Origin of the sequence: Burkholderia sp. B21-005, assembly GCF_020843965.1 — a bacterium.
Taxonomy (GTDB): Bacteria; Pseudomonadota; Gammaproteobacteria; order Burkholderiales; family Burkholderiaceae; genus Burkholderia; species Burkholderia ambifaria.
Genome location: NZ_CP086302.1, coordinates 1,754,942 through 1,771,485, shown reverse-complemented (window position 1 = coordinate 1,771,485; position 16,544 = coordinate 1,754,942). Strand labels below are relative to the sequence as shown.

16 protein-coding genes and 1 pseudogene are annotated in these 16,544 nt (G+C 65.5%); 9 read left to right on the top strand and 8 right to left on the bottom strand.

The window, feature by feature from the left end; genetic code table 11:
• Positions 1-82: 82 nt before the first annotated feature.
• A complete protein-coding gene (locus LMA02_RS24405; protein WP_228907834.1) occupies positions 83-1,516 on the bottom strand; it encodes a PLP-dependent aminotransferase family protein in 1,434 nt (477 codons plus the stop codon).
• Between the two features lie 576 nt (positions 1,517-2,092).
• Here LMA02_RS24405 and LMA02_RS24395 point away from each other — a divergent pair.
• On the top strand, positions 2,093-3,217 hold the full coding sequence (locus LMA02_RS24395) for an extracellular solute-binding protein (RefSeq protein ID WP_228907833.1): 1,125 nt from the start codon (positions 2,093-2,095) through the stop codon (positions 3,215-3,217).
• Complete coding sequence (locus LMA02_RS24390) at positions 3,214-4,986, top strand: sensor domain-containing diguanylate cyclase (protein ID WP_228907832.1); 1,773 nt, start codon at positions 3,214-3,216, stop codon at positions 4,984-4,986. Before LMA02_RS24395 ends, LMA02_RS24390 begins: the two co-directional genes overlap by 4 nt.
• A 102-nt stretch (positions 4,987-5,088) precedes the next feature.
• Here the strand turns inward: LMA02_RS24390 and LMA02_RS24385 are convergent, their stop codons facing one another.
• On the bottom strand, positions 5,089-5,388 hold the full coding sequence (locus LMA02_RS24385) for a DUF4148 domain-containing protein (protein ID WP_166721340.1): 300 nt from the start codon (positions 5,386-5,388) through the stop codon (positions 5,089-5,091).
• A gap of 275 nt (positions 5,389-5,663) precedes the next feature.
• Entirely contained in the window at positions 5,664-5,924 is a 261-nt protein-coding gene (locus LMA02_RS24380) for a hypothetical protein (protein WP_006760082.1), read from the bottom strand.
• A gap of 301 nt (positions 5,925-6,225) precedes the next feature.
• On the opposite strand from LMA02_RS24380, the gene LMA02_RS24375 reads away from it, so the two are divergent.
• A complete protein-coding gene (locus LMA02_RS24375; RefSeq protein ID WP_228907831.1) occupies positions 6,226-7,122 on the top strand; it encodes a LysR family transcriptional regulator in 897 nt (298 codons plus the stop codon).
• A gap of 130 nt (positions 7,123-7,252) precedes the next feature.
• Positions 7,253-7,885, top strand: a complete 633-nt coding sequence (locus LMA02_RS24370; RefSeq protein ID WP_228907830.1) for a LysE family translocator — start codon at positions 7,253-7,255, stop codon at positions 7,883-7,885.
• Positions 7,886-8,009: 124 nt separating this feature from the next.
• Here the strand turns inward: LMA02_RS24370 and LMA02_RS24365 are convergent, their stop codons facing one another.
• A complete protein-coding gene (locus LMA02_RS24365; protein ID WP_228907829.1) occupies positions 8,010-9,704 on the bottom strand; it encodes a purple acid phosphatase family protein in 1,695 nt (564 codons plus the stop codon).
• Between the two features lie 309 nt (positions 9,705-10,013).
• On the opposite strand from LMA02_RS24365, the gene LMA02_RS35615 reads away from it, so the two are divergent.
• The 4 genes from LMA02_RS35615 (at position 10,014) to LMA02_RS24340 (ending at position 12,199) form a co-directional block, all read left to right on the top strand.
• Positions 10,014-10,313, top strand: coding sequence for a YXWGXW repeat-containing protein (locus LMA02_RS35615; RefSeq protein WP_105831124.1), 300 nt, complete (start codon positions 10,014-10,016; stop codon positions 10,311-10,313).
• 217 nt (positions 10,314-10,530) lie between these two features.
• Entirely contained in the window at positions 10,531-11,283 is a 753-nt protein-coding gene (locus LMA02_RS24350; protein ID WP_228907828.1) for an RNA polymerase sigma factor, read from the top strand.
• On the top strand, positions 11,280-11,699 hold the full coding sequence (locus tag LMA02_RS24345; RefSeq protein WP_228907827.1) for a hypothetical protein: 420 nt from the start codon (positions 11,280-11,282) through the stop codon (positions 11,697-11,699). Before LMA02_RS24350 ends, LMA02_RS24345 begins: the two co-directional genes overlap by 4 nt.
• Entirely contained in the window at positions 11,696-12,199 is a 504-nt protein-coding gene (locus LMA02_RS24340; RefSeq protein ID WP_228907826.1) for a periplasmic heavy metal sensor, read from the top strand. Before LMA02_RS24345 ends, LMA02_RS24340 begins: the two co-directional genes overlap by 4 nt.
• A gap of 266 nt (positions 12,200-12,465) precedes the next feature.
• Here the strand turns inward: LMA02_RS24340 and LMA02_RS24335 are convergent.
• The 3 genes and pseudogenes from LMA02_RS24335 to LMA02_RS24325 all read right to left on the bottom strand — a co-directional run.
• Positions 12,466-12,628: pseudogene (locus LMA02_RS24335) on the bottom strand (integrase); the annotation flags it as partial.
• A 148-nt stretch (positions 12,629-12,776) separates the two neighbouring features.
• On the bottom strand, positions 12,777-13,733 hold the full coding sequence (locus tag LMA02_RS24330) for a PDR/VanB family oxidoreductase (protein WP_228907825.1): 957 nt from the start codon (positions 13,731-13,733) through the stop codon (positions 12,777-12,779).
• Position 13,734: 1 nt separating this feature from the next.
• Entirely contained in the window at positions 13,735-14,784 is a 1,050-nt protein-coding gene (locus tag LMA02_RS24325) for an aromatic ring-hydroxylating dioxygenase subunit alpha (protein WP_228907824.1), read from the bottom strand.
• A 112-nt stretch (positions 14,785-14,896) separates the two neighbouring features.
• On the opposite strand from LMA02_RS24325, the gene LMA02_RS24320 reads away from it, so the two are divergent.
• Positions 14,897-15,826 (top strand): LysR family transcriptional regulator, encoded by a 930-nt coding sequence (locus LMA02_RS24320; protein WP_228907823.1) that lies wholly within the window; start codon positions 14,897-14,899, stop codon positions 15,824-15,826.
• 202 nt (positions 15,827-16,028) lie between these two features.
• On the opposite strand, the gene LMA02_RS24315 is transcribed toward LMA02_RS24320, so the two are convergent.
• Complete coding sequence (locus LMA02_RS24315) at positions 16,029-16,430, bottom strand: hypothetical protein (protein WP_228907822.1); 402 nt, start codon at positions 16,428-16,430, stop codon at positions 16,029-16,031.
• Between the last annotated feature and the right edge of the window lie 114 nt (positions 16,431-16,544).

Below are 16,544 nucleotides of genomic sequence, written 5' to 3'. Positions count from 1 at the left end.
GATGGGGCTCGTGAGAAGGAGCGAAGAGGCTCGCAATGTAACCCGTCTGCGCGCCGGCTGCACGGCGGCGGCTTGCGCGGGCTTACCCGGCCTTGCGTACCGCCGGTTCGGCGACCAGCTCGCCGAGCACGCGGATCGCGCGTTCGATCTCGCGGTTGCACGGATGGCCGAAGTTCACGCGCACGCAGCGCTCGAAGCCGTGCGCGGCCGAGAACAGCGGTCCCGGCGCGAAGCTGATGCCGCGCGCGATCGCCTGGCGATGCAATTCCATCGCGTCGATCGCGTCGGGAAACGACAGCCACAGGAAATATCCGCCGTCCGGCCGCACCCATTCCACGCCGGGCGGCAGCCAGCGCCGCAGCGCGTCGTCCATGCGGGCGAGCTGCGTCTGCAGCGTACTGCGCAGCTTGCGCAGGTGACGATCGTAGCCGCCATGCTCCAGATAGTTCGCGATGCCGACCTGCGCGGGAATGCTCGCCGACAGCGTGGTCATCAGCTTGAGTCGCTGCACCTTTTCCGCGAAACGGCCGGCGGCGGCCCAGCCGATCCGGTAGCCGGGCGCGAGCGTCTTCGAGAACGAACTGCAATGCATCACGAGGCCGTGCCGGTCGTAGGCGCGCGCGGGCAGCGGGTAGTCGGCACCGAAATGCAGCTCGCCGTACACGTCGTCCTCGATCAGCGGCACCTCGCGCGCGGCAAGCATCTCCACGAGCGCGCGCTTCTTGTCGGCCGACAGCGTGACGCCGGTCGGATTCTGGAAATTGGTCATGAACCAGCACGCGCGGATGTCGTGTCGCTCGAGCGCGTTCGCGAGCGCCTCGAGATCGAGGCCCGTGTGCGGATCGACGGGAATCTCGACCGCACGCAGGTCGAGCCGCTCGATCGCCTGCAGCGCCGCATAGAAGCCGGGTGACTCGACCGCGACGACATCGCCGGGCCGCGTGACGGCCATCAGGCACAGGTTCAGCGCTTCCAGCGCGCCGTTCGTGACGACGATCTCGTCGACGGGCTGCGCGATGCCGGTCGCCAGATAGCGTCGCGCGATCTGCTGGCGCAGCGCCTCGTTGCCGGGCGGCAGGTCGACGACCGTGCTCCACGGGCTGACGAGCCGCGTCGCCTGCGCGAGCGACTTCGCGAGGCGCTGCAGCGGAAACAGTTGCGGCGCCGGAAATGCGGAGCCGAGCGGCACGATGCCGGGTTGCGTCGCGGCGTCGAGCACGGAGAACACGAGATCGCTGATGTCGACCTTGCGGGTCGCGCCGGCGCGGCTCGCGCGGCGTTTCGCGGGCGCGTTCGCCGCGGGGCTCGCGCCCGGCGCGACGTAATAACCGGAGCGTTCGCGTGCGCGGATCAACCCCCACTGTTCGAGCAGGTAGTACGCGCGAAACACCGTCGACTGGCTCACGCCATGTTGCGCGATGATCTGCCGCAGCGACGGCAGGCGCGTGCCGACCGCGAGGTTGCCGTTGCGGATTTCGTCGGCGATCGTGTGAGCGAGGGTTTCGTAGCGTTTCATCGGTGCGGACGGGAGCACGTGGCCGTCGCGCGCGGGGCCGGTGCGGCGCCGCGCCGGCGGGCGCGCTCATTGTCCGACGGGCGGCCCGAAAAGAAAAGCGCGACGGCGGCTGGCGGTCGCGCTTTAGTGGCGCTTCTTGTGCTTGCGTAAGTCAGGCCGCGTTCGGTTGTGTCGGCTGCGGGTGTGAGGACCCATGCCGATGTGGTCGGTGCGATCAACATACTCGCGCGCGGACACCGCATTGCATCCTGTGGAGAGCCGGTGCAGTCGAGCCGTTCGGTGAATCAGGAACGCGCCGAGGCGATCCGAGACCGACTTCATCGTTTCAGATGCGGTAGGAATTGCCAGCCTTTTCGCAACCACAATCGGCCGACATAGCGTAACGACTTTCTCCTGATCATTCTTTATTTGCTGATATGCGATCGTTTGCCCGCGACCACACGCGATCGAACGCACGCACGCATCTCGCTCGGCATGGGCGGACACGGTGCGCGTGCGGCTTGTTCCAATTGCGCGGCTATATTTTTTATGGTCTTGTTGCACGATCGCGCATCGACTCGAAAAAAGGAAAGTCGAATGCATACGGGGAATTCGGACGGGGACCGATTGATCAGTCGAATCGGCGCGCGCCGGCGTGCACGCCGTGCCGTATGTCGGTTGCTGGTCGTCCTGACGCTCGGCCTGCCGGGCCTGCCAGTGTGTGCCGCTTCTCCCGAGACCGTCGGCGACAACGTACTGCGTGTACTCGCGTGGCCCGGTTATGCGGACAGCGATGTCGTCAATGCATTTGAGACGCAGTTTCATGTACGCGTCGAAGTGACGTTCGTCGATTCCGACGAAGCGTTGTGGACGCGGATGCACAGTGCATCGCCGCCGCCGTACGACGTGCTCGCGGCCAACACGGCCGAGATCCAGCGCTACGCGCGCGACGACCTGCTCACGCCGATCGACCTGTCGCAGATCCCGAACCGCCGGCGGCAGCTGCCGAATTTCCAGCAACTCGCGACGATCGGCGGGCTCGTGCGCAACGGCTCGACCTACGCGATTCCGTTCACGTATTCGTCGATGGGGCTGATCTACGATCGCAAGCAGGTGCCGGCCCCGCCGCGCTCGATGCTCGAGCTCTGGAACCCGCGCTACCGCGGCAAGGTGCTCGACTTCAACAGCGCGCAGCATAATTTTTCGTTCGCCGCGCTCGCGCTCGGCTATGCCGATCCGTTTCACCTGTCGCCCGCGCAGACGCTTGCCGTCGCGCACAAGCTGATCGACCTGCGACGCAATCTGCTCACGTATTACACGCTTCCCGAAGAAGCGACCGCGCTGTTCATCCGGCATCGCGCGGCGCTGATGTTCGGCAACTACGGCACGCAGCAGGTCGAGCAACTGCGTCGCGCCGGTGCGGATGTGGGCTACGTGATTCCGGACGAAGGCGCGCTCGCGTGGCTCGACTGCTGGGGCGTCACGCGTGGCGCGGAGCATCGCGAGCTCGCGTTCGCCTGGATCAATTACATGCTCGAACCGGTGATCGGCGCGCTGCTGACCGAGCGCCAGGGGCTCGCGAATACGCTCGCGCCGCCATCCGGTCTCCAGACCGGCCACCAGCACCTCGTGTGGATCCAGCCCGTCGAGGACATCGCGCGGCGCGAGTCGCTGTGGAGCCGCATCGTGTCGGGCGACCGGCCGGAGTGGTTCGAAAAATGATCATGCTCGGGCTCACGTCGAAGCTGTCGGTGCTGTTCGCGTGCATCGGCGTGATCGCGTCCGGCACGACCGGCTACTACACCTACCGCGCGAACCGGACGATGCTCGTGCAGGAAGCGCAGCACAGCCTGCTGATGTCGACGCACTTGCTCGGACAGCGCTTCACGACCGCACTGTCCGACGTGGCCGACGATGCCCTCGTGCTCGCGCAATTGCCGTCGTCGGCGCTCGTCGCCGGCGGCGACACCGCCGATCGCGCGCCGCGCACGCGGCTCGAGCACGTGTATCGCAGCTTCATGCGGAATCACCCCGAGTATCTGCAGATCCGGTTGATCGCGCGCGGCAATTACGGGCTCGAACGGATCCGCGTCGATCGCGACGCGCGCGGCATCGTCGTGCTGCCGGAGAGTGCATTCCAGGAGAAAGGGCAGTTTTCCTACGTCATCGATACGCTCGCGACGGCGCCCGGTCATATCTACCTGTCGCCGATCGTGATCAATCACGAGACCGGTTCGCATGCGGCCGAAGGGCTGCCGATCCTGCGCGTGGGCACGCCGGTCGTCGACACGGTCGGCCAGGTGGTCGGCGCGCTGGTCGTCGACATCGAACTGTCGCGCGTGTTCGATCGGCTCGAGCGCGATTTGCCGCAAGACTACGCGGTATATCTCGCGAACGAGTGGGGCGATTTCATCGTGCATCCCGATCCGTCGCAGACGTTCGGCTTCGATCGCGGGCGGCGCGTGCTGATGCAGGACAGCTTTCCCGCCACGCGGCTGCTGTTCGTCGGCATGCGCACGAACGTGACGCTCGACGGTCTCACGCAGCCCGACGATGCGCCGGGACAGATGTTCGCGTTCGTGCGCACGCCGTTCGGCAATAGCGAGGGCAACCGCTTCGTCGTGCTCGGCATGGCGCGTCCGCTCACGGACGTGCTGGCCCCGGCCGGGATTCTCGGCGAACGGATCATCCGGATGGTGCTCTTGCTGAGTGTGGCGGCGGTGATTCTCGCGATCCTGTTCGCACGTGCGATCACGCGGCCGTTGCAGATGCTCGCGCGCGCGGCCACCCACGTGTTCGACGATCCGGCCGCCGAACGGCTGCCCGTTGCACGGGCCGACGAGATCGGCGTGCTGGCGCGTTGTTTCGACAGCATGCGTGTCGAGATCCGCACGCAGGTCGCGATGCTGCGCGCGAAGCAGCTGGAGCTCACGCACCTCGCTGGTCACGATCCGTTGACCGGTCTGCCGAACCGCCTGTTGTTCATGGAGCATCTCGATGCCGCGATCAGGCATGCGGCCGCCGCGAGCGAGGGGCTGGCGGTGATGTTCGTCGATCTCGATCGTTTCAAGCAGATCAACGACCAGCACGGACATGCGGCCGGCGATCGCACGCTCGTCGCGGTCGCGAAACGGCTGAGCCAGGTGCTGCGCAGCGGCGATATGGCCGCGCGGCTCGGCGGCGACGAATTCATCGTGCTGCTGTCGGACGTGCGATCGCCGGTGGTGATCGGCGATATCGCGTCGCGTATCCAGATCGTGATGGCCGAGGAACTGGAGTTCGGCGACCGGCACCTGGCCGTGGGTGCGAGCATCGGCGTCAGCGAATATCCGGCCGACGGCGCGTCGGCCGAGGAACTGCTGGTGAAGGCCGACGCGGCGATGTATGCGGCGAAGGCGTCCGCGCAGTGCGCGTGCGTGCGTTATCAGGAACTGCTGGGCAGCGGCGGCCCAGATACCGCCGGCCGCATGGCGGCGGGTGGCAGCCGATGACGGGACGCCGGCCGCGCGGGTGGCACAAACGCGACGAGCCCGTCGCGGGACGGGCTCGTCGTAGCTTGCGGCGGACTGCGCGCGATGCGCGCGGCGGCGGGCTTAGTGGCCGAAGTAGACCGAGTCGCGCGCGTTCTGCGGCTTGACTACCGGTGCGCCGCCCTGGACGACCGGGGCTGCTTGCGCGCCGTAGCCGCTGGCGTCGGCGGCACGAACACGTGCTTCGGCTGCCAGGAGGTCGTTCGGGTAGTGCGGGCTCGACTGGCTCGGCTTGTAGCCGGCGTTTTCGAGTTGGACGAGTTCGTTGCGCACTTGTGCGCGGGTCACGGTGCTTTGAGCGAATGCGCCGAACGAAGCGGACAGGGCGACAGCGGCAACGACTGCGGAAACGAGCGATTTCATGATGACCTCCGATGTTTTAGTGACTTCGCTGTCGACACAATGTCGTAAGCGATTGATTACATCGTAGGCTTCGGATGATTCAGGGTAAACGTGGGTTATAGCGAAAGATCCTTGCGAGCGCGGCAATAATAGCGAGGGAAATTCGTTCCGTCCCCATTGTGTATTGCGGGAATTGCAAACGGGCCGGCGCAGGGGATGGAGAAGCGTATGCCGCGCAGGCGCGAGCGGCCGGCGGCGTGGCGCCAGAAGAAGGGCGGGACGGAGGCGTTGCCGGATCAGACGCCGTCGGCGTCGTCGATTTCCTTGCGCTCGCGGCGTTCCTCGTTGCCGCGGCGCGCGCGCAGGCGCTGGCGCGACAGGACGGCGATCACCTGCTGGGTCGGTGCGCCGGACGGCAGCTCGTTGCGGATGCGATCGGGCACCATCGGCAGGCCCGCGCGCTGCCGGCGCAGTGCCTTCGCGATTGCCCGGCGGCATTCGTCCCCGTGGCAATCCCATTCATCGCGGATTCTCTGGCAATAACGGCATTGTTCCATCGGGACAGTCTAACGCGTCTTACGGATCGCGGCTGAGCGCGGTAGCGGGCGGGGACTGCACTCGCGGGTGCGATGCGGCCGAGTGCGCCGGATCGGGTGCCGAGGGGCACGTTTTGCCGCGCTGGCACGAGCCAATGCGACCGCGTTCGACACGGTCCAAGGCTGAATCTTGCCCGAGCGCGGCGCATCGGTCGTGATCGCGGGACCGCGCGCCGTCGAGGCTCGTTGGCCTGCTTCGAACCCATTCATGACGCGTCACCCTATCATGTGAAAAATACATGACCCGAAACAAGGAGGCGAGATGACGCTCGCGCAATTGCAGGCCCTGGCGGCCGTCGTCGAACTCGGCTCGCTCACGGCCGCGGCCGACCGGCTCAGCCGCAGCCAGTCCGCGATCAGCCACGCGTTGACCGAGCTGGAGGACATCACCGAAGTCAAGCTGCTGTTGCGCGACCGCCAGCCGGTCGTCCTGACCGCTGCCGGCGAACGTCTGTGGCCGTACGTGCAGAACGTCGTTCGGGAAGCGCAGACATTGCGCCAGCAGTTCGGCCTCGCGCGCGGCAAGCTCGAAGGGCGGCTGGTCGTCGCGTCGCTGCCGAGCGTATCGCTTGCCTTCGTCGTCCCCGCGCTCGAGGCGTTGAAAGCGGCGCACGAGGGCGTGACGGCCGTGCTGCTCGAAGGCACGGACGCGGAAGTCGAAGGGTGGCTCGAGGACGGCACCGCCGATATCGGCGTGGTCGCCGGCACGAAGACCTTCGCGCACAATCTGCCGCTGCTCGACGAGGATTTCGTCGCGGTGGCGGCGGACGGCATGTTCGACGGCCGCAAGCGCGTGTCGGCGAAACTGTTGTCCGCGATGCCGTTCATTTTCTCGAAGGCGGGGTGCGGGCCGGTCATCGCCGATTACTTCGCGCGCAACGGGGCGTCGCTTCGCGCGGCGTTCAACGTGGTCGAGATGCGGACCATCCTGTCGATGGCCGAGGCGGGAATGGGGGTGTCGATCGTTCCGAGCATCACGCTCACCTATACACGGTTCGGCGGCCGGGTGCTGGAGCTGTCGCCCAGGCTGCATCGTTCCGTTCGGCTGTCGTGGAACGCGACCGGCGATGCGGTCGCCGACGCATTCGTGAAGCTGGTCGACGCGCAACGCGCGAAGGCAGGAAAGGCGATTCAGGCCCGGACGAAAAAGGGCAGCTAGCGCATCGGCAGGCAATGACGCGATGAAGCGCGCTCATGGGTGGCTTGCAGTTTATTCATGCCGATCGCTATCGACATGCAATACATTGCTGGACACCCGCCCTGACTTCATTGCGTCGTAGGAGACCACCGTGCCGGCCTTGCCAACCCTGATTGCTTTCGGACTCGTGTCGCTCGGCATGGTCCTGACGCCCGGCCCGAACATGATCTACCTGATTTCCCGCTCGATCTGCCAGGGGCGCCGCGCGGGGCTGGTGTCGCTCGGCGGCGTGGCGCTGGGGTTCGTGTTCTACATGTTCTGCGCGGCATTCGGCATCACCGCGCTGGTGCTGACCGTGCCGTACGCGTATGACGCGCTGCGTTTCGCAGGCGCGCTGTACCTGGCGTATCTTGCGTGGCAGGCGCTCAAGCCGGGCGGCCGCTCGGCGTTTCAGGTCCGGCAATTGCCGCACGACAGCGACGCGAGGCTCTTCACGATGGGCTTCGTCACCAACCTCGCGAACCCGAAGATCGCGGTGATGTATCTGTCGCTGCTGCCGCAGTTCATTTCGCCGGGGCACGGCAGCGTGCTCGTGCAATCGCTGGCACTGGGCTGCGTGCAGATCGCGGTCAGCGTCTGCGTCAACGCGCTGATCGCGAGCATGGCCGGCTCGATCGCGGGGTTTCTTGCCGATCGGCCGGTCTGGGCACGGGGGCAGCGCTGGTTGATGGGGACCGTGCTGGCGGGACTGGCCGTGCGCATCGCGCTCGAGTCGCGAAGCTAGAGGGCGGGGCGGCTTGCGGTGGATGGCGACCGGGCAAGCGGATAGCGCGCGGTGCACGCGATGCCCGCATGATCGAACGTTCCGCCGGCCGCCGCGCCATGACGCGCGGCGGCCGGCAGCCGCATCAGCGCTCGCCGCGCTTCTTGCTCAGCTCGATCGTCTCGAACAACTCGTACTGCGCGCTCGGGTGCTGATCCGCGCCCGGCGCGTGGTAGTAGCGCATCGTGATCGTCGTGTGGCCGCCCGGCTTGCCCGGATCGTGATCGAACACCGCGATCCCGTAGCCCGTGCCCGTATCGCGGCGCGCGGACCAGATCGCATCCTCCAGCGCATCGGCCGGCTTGCGCACGAACGTGTTCGCCGCCGTGCCCGGCACCGGCCGGTTCGGCTTCGTGAAAACCTTGGCCTGCGCATAGCCGGTCGCCGGGTTCTCGCCGTAAACGTCGAGCGGCGCACTGGTGCCGCCGCCGCCGAGGATCAGGTGGATCGTGCCGTGGCTCGTGTCGAACGTCGTGCGGTCGGGATCCGTCGACCCGACCGGACGCGGCTGCAGCGTCTCGACGACTTCGCCGGTCGAGGCATCGACGCCCGCGCGGTGATTGCAGCCGCGCACCGGGTAGCTGCGCTCGTAGTCGTGATCGTGACCGCACAGCACGAGGTCGACGCCGTAGCGGTCGAACAGCGGCAGCCACGCCTCGCGGATGCCCTTGTCCGAGCCGTTGCCCGTTTTCGACGAACTCAGCGCGTCCTGGTGCATCTGCACGACGATCCAGTCGATGTCGTCGTCGTGCGACGCGTGCCGCAGCGTATGTTCGAGCCAGCGCGTCTGCTCGCCGTTGCTGTAGCCGCGCACGTAGAACGACGTGCCCGGTTCGATCGGCGCGTGGCCGGTGCTCGCGGCCGGCACCAGCGGGGCGGGGCCGCCAACGAAGGCGGCCGCATCCTGGTACACGACATCGTCGGCGTCGAGCGAGATGAACAGCACCGAGCTCACGCGGAAGCTGTACCAGCGGCCCGGAAAGCGCGTGCCGTTCTCGGGCAGCGTATAGCGCGCGAGATACGAGTCGAGCCCCTGCGGGCCGTTGTGGAATTCGATCTCGTGATTGCCGGGGCACGGCATCCACGGGCGATTCGCGGCCGACGTCTGGTTGTTGTTGCCGAAGTCGCGCCACACTTCCGGCTGGTGCGCGGGGTTCAGGTTCGCGTAGCAGAGGTCGCCGTTCAGCAGGTGGAACAGCGGCTGGAACTGCTCGACCGCCTGCACCGCGAAGCGGCTTTGCGGCGACGACAGCACCCACGCGCCGTTCGGCGTCGCGAGGTCGCCGTAGCTCGTGAAGCGAAACGGTGCGCGCCCGCGCGGCGCGGTCGTGAAGGTGGCGGCAAACGGCTGCGCGGCGTTGCTGTCGTTGTCGGCCGTGAGTTCGTAGCGGTAGCGCGTGTTCGGCTTCAGGCCGTGCACGCGGGCGTGGTACGTGAACACGGTTTCGCCGTTCAGGCCGTCGGTGTAGAGGCGCTGAACACCATGCACGGTGCGTGCCGGCTCGCCGTCGGCGACGATGCGCGCGCGCGGATTGACGGCCGGCGCGAGCGACGCCCACGTGATCACGACTTCGGACGCCGGGTCGCTGCCCCACGTCAGGTGCACCTGCTCGGGTGTGCCGTCCGGGTTCGACGCGGCGGCCCGGGCGGCCGCGAGCCCGCCCGCGGCGGTGGCGAGGCCGGAGACGCCGGCCAGTTTCAGGAAGCCGCGACGCGATACGGAAGCGGCCGGCTCGTTCGACTCGTTCGACTCGGCGGGGAAGTTGTCCTGGTTCGACATGATCGTATTTTCGTTGAATGACACGCGAAATGCGGAACCGCCCGGTCGTGCGCGAGCGCGTCGGGGGCGTGGGCCGGAAACGAGCGGGATCCCGGTGACACGCATTGTCGAAGCGCAGTTTTGCCGGGTTGTGACAGGCGGTCATCACCGCCCGGACCCGATGCGTCGACGGGCGCGCGGCGTTCGTTGCCGACGCGGCGGAAATTTATTTGCCGGTGTCGCGACGGATTTTTGCCGGATGCGTCGTTTAACGCATGAACGGCCGCTTCCGGGCATGAACGGTCGATACACGACGCTTCGGAGTCTTGCATGAAACTTTCCATTTCATTACGGTTTGCCGCGGCATGTGCAGCCGCGCTGGCCACGTCCGCCGTATTCGCCCAGGCCGTCATCGTCGCGCCGGTCGCACCGCCGCCGCCGCGCGTCGAAGTGATGCCGGCGCCGCGCGCGGGCTACGTGTGGGATCAGGGCCACTGGCACTGGCGGCATGGCCGCTACGTGTGGATTCCCGGGCACTGGCAAGGGGTGCGCGCCGGTTATCACTGGGTGCCCGGGCATTGGGTCGCGCGTGGCCCGAACTGGCGCTGGGTGCCCGGTCACTGGGCGTGATGCGCAGCGTGCCGCGCGGCGCGCAGCGCCCGTGTGGCGGGACTTCCACGTAACCTCATCAGGCGAGCCATGCCTTTTCGAACTCTCGTGATCCTGGCAGCCGCGGCCGTCGTGCTGGCCGGCTGTGTCGTGGTGCCGGCGCGTCCGGTGTATTACCGGCCCGCGCCGGTCGTCGTATATTGATCGCGCCGGCCGGCGGGCGATCGACAGGATCGATATGCCGTTCGAACCGGATGTCGACGAAACCGGCCGGATCAATCTCGGGCGCGCTGCCGAAGCGTCGGCATGGCGCCGTCCGGTGCCGGCACGACGCATGCAAGGAGAGCACGACGATGAGCTTCAGCCGGACGGCGGGCCTGCCCGCCTGCAGCATGCGGCGTTCGCACGGCACGTTGCGGAGCAGCCTGCGTTGAGCGACGCCGATCCGGACGCGGAACTCGTCGCGCGGGTCGGCGCGCGCGACGCGTCGGCCGTGCGCGTGCTCGTCGCACGCAAGCTGCCGCGATTGCTCGCGCTCGCGACGCGCATGCTCGGCGACCGGACCGAAGCCGAAGACGTTGCGCAGGAAACCTTCCTGCGGATCTGGAATCAAGCGCCGCGCTGGCGGGACGGCGAAGCGCGCTTCGACACGTGGCTGCATCGCGTCGTGCTGAACCTGTGTTACGACCGCTTGCGTGGGCGGCGCGAGGAGCCGGTCGACACGCTGCCCGACGTGCCCGACACGCAACCCGAGCCGGCCGCGCAAGCAGAGTTGCGCTCGCGCGACGCGCGCGTGCGCCAGGCGCTCGCCGCGTTGCCGCCCCGGCAGCGGGAAGCGCTCGTGCTCCAGTACTATCAGGACATGTCGAATGTTGAAGCGGCCAACCTGATGGGCATCACCGTCGATGCGCTGGAAAGCCTGCTCGCGCGCGCGAGGCGCAACCTGCGCGCGCAACTGGCCGGCGACCCACCTAGCGAGGACAAGCGATGACACCCGAACGATTCCGTACCATCGTCGCCGCGTACGGCTCGGATGCGCGGCGCTGGCCGCAAGACGAACGCGCGGCGGCCGAAGCGTGGGCGCAAGCGCATCCGAGCGACGCGCTGGCGGCGCTCGACGATGCCGCCGAGCTCGATGCGTGGCTCATGCAGGATACGGTCGCGCCGCCCGCGCCGGCGCTCGTCGAACGCATCGTCGCGTCGGCGCCCGCGCCGCAACGTGCGCGGCGGCGAGGAAAAGTGTGGTGGTCGGGCGCGGCGTTCGCGGGCGTCGGGCTGGCCGGCGCGCTGGCGGGTGCGGTGGCCGTGTCGATGCTGATGCTCGGTAGCGCGCCGATCGCGCAACACGAACCGGGCTACCTGACGACGACCTTCGGCGGCCCGAGCATCGACGGAGGCGACGAATGAGCGAACGCGGCTGGAAATTCATTCTCGTCGGGTCCGTCGTGCTGAACGTGTTCATGCTCGGCGCGATTGGCGGCGGCGTGTATCAGTGGTTCTCGACGCATCGCGAGTTGCATGCGGGCGGGATGCCCGGACAACGGACGGCGTTGCGGTTCGCCGCGGACGAATTGTCCGATGCGCGTCGGCAGGAATTCGCCGCGGCGCTGAAGGCGGCGCGCAAGGACGGTCGAGATTTCGCGCGGGAAGGGCGCGATGGGCGGATCACGGTGCTGGATTTGCTGGCCGCGCCGCAACTCGATCGTCCGGCGATCGATGCGGCGCTCGATCGTACTCGAGCGGCGGACAGTGCGTTGCGCGGGCAGGTCGAGCGGAGCGTGGTCGATTTCGCGGCGACGTTGACGCCGGATGAGCGTGCGAAGTTCGTCGACGGATTGCGGCGTAGCGGGAACTGGCGGTTGCCGGCGAGGTTGCAGAAGAAGCAGGGGGCGGCGGAGGGGCGGTAAGCGAGCATCGCGTTGTGTCGATCAATTCCCCTGTGCTGGGGGCGGTGATTCGGAGTTTCGCTGGTTGGTCAATGGGGGGTGTCGCGGGTGTTTGCTTCTCGACACATTGCGGCCGGTCGGCTCCGTCAAAATCAGCGGCCGCTTCGGAGGGCATAACCGCCGTTCGCGATTCAATTGATGTTTGCTGCGCGGCCTCAGAGTGGCGACGGTTGCCGGTTCATACATACCCCGTCACTGGAGAGGCATCATAGCGACAAGACAATGGTAATTGCTAGATTGAACATCGCGAGCTCACGAAGATTCGATGCCATCTGAAGTCGCGATCCGGATCGACCAGAGTTCTCGGAGCTTTTGCGGCGGCTTCTGTCCGGCGAACTTGCCCTTGTTCCATGGCACATCGGGGGCAACGACGACATTCTTGGATTCCATGACAATCTCCCGTCAAGCGACGGGAGATTGAGTGTGTGCCTTTTCCAGCGGGCTATATCCGACCCTCAGGCGCCCCTCACGCACGCGTTGCGGCGGACACAAAGAGGTCGTAGCGAAATCGAATTCGGTTTCAGATGCGCAGCGGCAACTACAGATCGAGCACCAACTCGCTCGACATCGCCCGAGACACACAAATCATCAGCGATCGATTCGCCTCTCGTTCGTCGTCGCCAAGCACGTAATCGCGATGGTCCGCCTCGCCCGACAGCAGCCCAACTTCGCAACTCCGACACAGGCCCTCCCTGCAGGCGTGGGCAGCACGAACGCCGTGGCGTTCGAGGCATTCAAGAATCGTCTCGTCGGGTTCGACGACGCATCGTAATCCCTGTCGGGCAAGTACGACGGAGAACGATCCGTTGTCTGTTGCTTCGTCATCCTCGACAGGCGCGGTAAATCGCTCGAAGTGAAGTCGCTCCGGGGAAAGCGCTGCTCGCGCGCCGTGTGCCGCGACCGCGTCCATCAGCCCCGCAGGTCCGCAAGAATAAACGTGCTCATCGGGGCGTAAATCACGCATCATCACGCTCACGTCGTGCGGAAGTCTCCCGGCATTTTCGTCGTCGGCATACAAATGGACCGTTCCACCGAACGAGTGCAGTTCTTCAATCCATCCGGCATTTGCGCGCGACCGCACACAATAGTGGAGTTCCCACGCCAGGTCGTGACGCACGCACCAGCGGATCATGGCGAGTATTGGCGTAATGCCGATGCCGCCTGCAATGAAACGATGCCGCTTCGCGACCGGTGACAACCCGAACAGCTTTCGCGGCTCGCCGATCACCAGCGTGTCGCCGAGTCGCAGCTGCTCATGAATGTAGGCCGAACCGCCCCGTGAGGTCGCGGACCGCCCGACCCCGAGGCAATAGCGCGACCGGTCCCAAGCCTCGTTGCACAACGAGTATTGACGCGTCATGCCGCCAGGCAGATGGACATCGACATGCGCGCCCGGTTCGAACGGCGGAAGCGGCGAGCCGTCAGCGGAACGCAAATCGATGCCGATTATTCCTTCCGCCTCGATTCGCAGAGCCGTCACCTTCATTTCAATCATGTCAGTGCTCCGCTCCGGCTTGTGCCCGCGCCTCGCGTTCGTCTTCAAGCCGGGCTTTCACGGCCGAGCGAAACTGCGAAAGTGCCGAGTCGATACCGAAGGGCGTCATTTCAAAGGCGGGATCGAGTTGCAAATTTCTCTGCTGCGCCGTGATGATGTCCCGGTCTTCATCAAACGCATCGACGACGGACTGGTGAATCGAGCGTGTTACCTCAGGGTTGTCGATCGCGAAATTGTGGGGATGGGCGAAAAAGTAGTGCGTCGAATTTTCAGTTTCGGGCGTCAGCGCCTGACATCCGCGAAATTCGGCCGCATCGACGCGTATCCCGTCCCGCGCACCGGTGCCGACGGGCGCCATGCCGGAGTCCATGCGCAGAATGGCGGGCAGCGTGAAGTCGTAAATATTCCATCGATCCACTTTGCCGGGCCAGCCCTTCACAGCCGCCGCGAACGGCGGCGCATCGGTGTTCATCACCCAGCGCGTCACGCGCACGCCGTTTTCGATACGCTCGACTTCAGGCTGCACTTTCGCGTAGTCCTCGGGGCCACCAAGCGTGGTCGGATGAACGAACGGCAGATGCGAGAAGTCGAGCAGGTTGTCGCAGATGAGCAGGTAGTTGACGTGATAGTGAATATATCCGGGCAGGCTACGCCATGCCGGATCATCGACCCAATGGGTATCGGGAATGGCGTTCGGATCGGCAAGCGCGGGATCGCCCATCCAGATCCAGATCCAGCGATGCCGCTCGACGACGGGGTAGCTCCTGACTTTCGCGCGTGGGGGGATGCGCTGTTGAGCGGGCGCTTCGACGCACGCACCGGCGCTGTCGAACTTCAGCCCGTGATACATGCAGCGCACGCAATCGCCCTCGCGGCGCCCCACGGAAAGCGGTGCACCGCGATGGCAGCACCGGTCTTCAAGCGCGGCGATGCTTCCATCATCCTTGCGATACATCACGACGGGTTTTCCGATTACCACGCGCGAGAAGAGCGCATCGGCCGCGACTTCGTGGGCCCAGGCAGCCACATACCATGTGTTCTCGATGAACATGTTCGTCTCCTTGAATCTTGTGTCTGCGCCCGTCCGGCGGGCGCTTGACTTCAAGATAGGGTTGCCTCGATGATGCGTCAAGCTAATGACATTAATAGAGGCAATGCACGCCATGCATATCAGAGATCTCGACCTGAACTTGTTGGTGGTGTTCGACGCGTTGCTTCGCGAACGCAGTGTCACGCGGGCTGCGCAGGATATCGGGCTGACGCAGGGCGCGATGAGTCATGCGCTCAATCGCCTTCGGACGTTTTTCGAAGACCCGTTGTTCGTGAAGACAGCGGAAGGCATGACGCCCACGGCGAAGGGCGATCAATTGGGCGCGACGATTTCGGAAATCGTCGCGGCGATTCGGAAGAACGTCGTGGCAGAAGCACGTTTCGATCCGCTGACCGCTCAGCGTACTTTCGTGCTCTGCATGACCGACATGGCGGAACTCGTCTTTCTGCCGCCCCTGATTCGCCGCTTTCGCAAGGTCGCGCCGCGTTGCACGTTGCGTTCGGTACAGGTGCCTCTGGAACAGATTGAAGGCATGCTGTCCTCCGCCGAAGCGGATCTGGCGCTCGGCTCGATTCACGCCGCGCCGGAGGGGCTGTATCAGCAACAACTGTTCATGCATTCATTCGTGACGGTGGTGAGCGTTCGAAACCGGACGGTCGGCAAGACACTGACGCGCTCGCAGTTCGAGTCGATGCCGCAGATCGTTGTCTCTCTGACCGGCCGCGCCAGCGCAGCGTACGACAGCGCTTTCGACGCCTATGGCATCAAGCGGAACGTCTTTCTGACCACGCCGCACTTTTTGACCGTGCCGCATCTGATCGATGCACAACCTGATCTGATCGCGACCGTTCCTCTGGAACTGGGAAAAGTCTTCTCGAAACTCGGAACTGTCAGGATGGTGCCGCCGCCCGTCGAATTGCCGCCGTTCGCCCTTCGTCAACATTGGCATTCCCGCTTGAATGCGGATCCAGCCAACGTCTGGCTACGGCATCTCATCAAGGAAACGTTCGAGGACTATCCGAACGTAGAGGGCCGGGATTAAGGTCGAGGAGCGCTCTTGCGGAGCTATCGGACGTGCGTGGAGCCGGCACGGGCGACGCGTCATGGTAGCGCGCCCTGACGCCGGGGCATGTAACGGTCGCGCGTTCCCGTTGTCCAGGCGCAGCTTCCCTATCATGAAGCGTCACCACACCGGGGAGCCTCTTTCCGTTTGGCCCGGTAGGTTCAGAAGGTCGGCGGATACGCTATCCGAAAACCCGAGCCCATACCGCCCGAAGGCGTCGCGCGCGGTCTTCGAAGAGATATGAGGCCGCCAGCGTCAAGAGACCTGAAATTGCACCCGTCACGATGTGCTCGACATAGGGGATACGGTAGTGACTCGTGTGCGAGTAGGCGTCGCCCAACGTTGTCAGGACGCCAACGATCAGCGCATTGCCGAATCGATGCGTGAAGAGTTTCGCCGCAGGCGTGAAAGTCAAAAGTACAGCCAGGAGTCCAGTAAGCAGACCTGTATGAAATGCAATGGTCCAGTGGGCAAGGCTCATGATATTGCCCCAGCTCCCGGGCATGCAGGTCATGCACGCACTGGTCGGCTGCCAGAAACGCTGGATAAACAGTCTGACGCGGTGTTTCCACTCGATTGACATGATGCATTCCCATCAATGCCGTCGTCACGGCCGACGCCGCCACACGTCTCGTTGAAGCAGTTGCCAAACCCCTTTAACGAGCTTGCCGCCCTCGTCACGGATGGGTTGACTGTG

What these genes read in the sequence shown, in the direction of transcription:
- LMA02_RS24340 (WP_228907826.1), top strand. Translation starts at nt 11,696, where the DNA reads ATGAGCGAACGCGGCTGGAAATTCATTCTCGTCGGGTCCGTCGTGCTG.
- LMA02_RS24320 (WP_228907823.1), top strand. Translation starts at nt 14,897, where the DNA reads ATGCATATCAGAGATCTCGACCTGAACTTGTTGGTGGTGTTCGACGCG.
- LMA02_RS24350 (WP_228907828.1), top strand. Translation starts at nt 10,531, where the DNA reads ATGCCGTTCGAACCGGATGTCGACGAAACCGGCCGGATCAATCTCGGG.
- LMA02_RS24345 (WP_228907827.1), top strand. Translation starts at nt 11,280, where the DNA reads ATGACACCCGAACGATTCCGTACCATCGTCGCCGCGTACGGCTCGGAT.
- LMA02_RS24330 (WP_228907825.1), bottom strand. Translation starts at nt 13,733, where the DNA reads ATGATTGAAATGAAGGTGACGGCTCTGCGAATCGAGGCGGAAGGAATA.
- LMA02_RS24385 (WP_166721340.1), bottom strand. Translation starts at nt 5,388, where the DNA reads ATGAAATCGCTCGTTTCCGCAGTCGTTGCCGCTGTCGCCCTGTCCGCT.
- LMA02_RS24380 (WP_006760082.1), bottom strand. Translation starts at nt 5,924, where the DNA reads ATGGAACAATGCCGTTATTGCCAGAGAATCCGCGATGAATGGGATTGC.
- LMA02_RS24405 (WP_228907834.1), bottom strand. Translation starts at nt 1,516, where the DNA reads ATGAAACGCTACGAAACCCTCGCTCACACGATCGCCGACGAAATCCGC.
- LMA02_RS24365 (WP_228907829.1), bottom strand. Translation starts at nt 9,704, where the DNA reads ATGTCGAACCAGGACAACTTCCCCGCCGAGTCGAACGAGTCGAACGAG.
- LMA02_RS24325 (WP_228907824.1), bottom strand. Translation starts at nt 14,784, where the DNA reads ATGTTCATCGAGAACACATGGTATGTGGCTGCCTGGGCCCACGAAGTC.
- LMA02_RS24395 (WP_228907833.1), top strand. Translation starts at nt 2,093, where the DNA reads ATGCATACGGGGAATTCGGACGGGGACCGATTGATCAGTCGAATCGGC.
- LMA02_RS35615 (WP_105831124.1), top strand. Translation starts at nt 10,014, where the DNA reads ATGAAACTTTCCATTTCATTACGGTTTGCCGCGGCATGTGCAGCCGCG.
- LMA02_RS24315 (WP_228907822.1), bottom strand. Translation starts at nt 16,430, where the DNA reads ATGTCAATCGAGTGGAAACACCGCGTCAGACTGTTTATCCAGCGTTTC.
- LMA02_RS24375 (WP_228907831.1), top strand. Translation starts at nt 6,226, where the DNA reads ATGACGCTCGCGCAATTGCAGGCCCTGGCGGCCGTCGTCGAACTCGGC.
- LMA02_RS24390 (WP_228907832.1), top strand. Translation starts at nt 3,214, where the DNA reads ATGATCATGCTCGGGCTCACGTCGAAGCTGTCGGTGCTGTTCGCGTGC.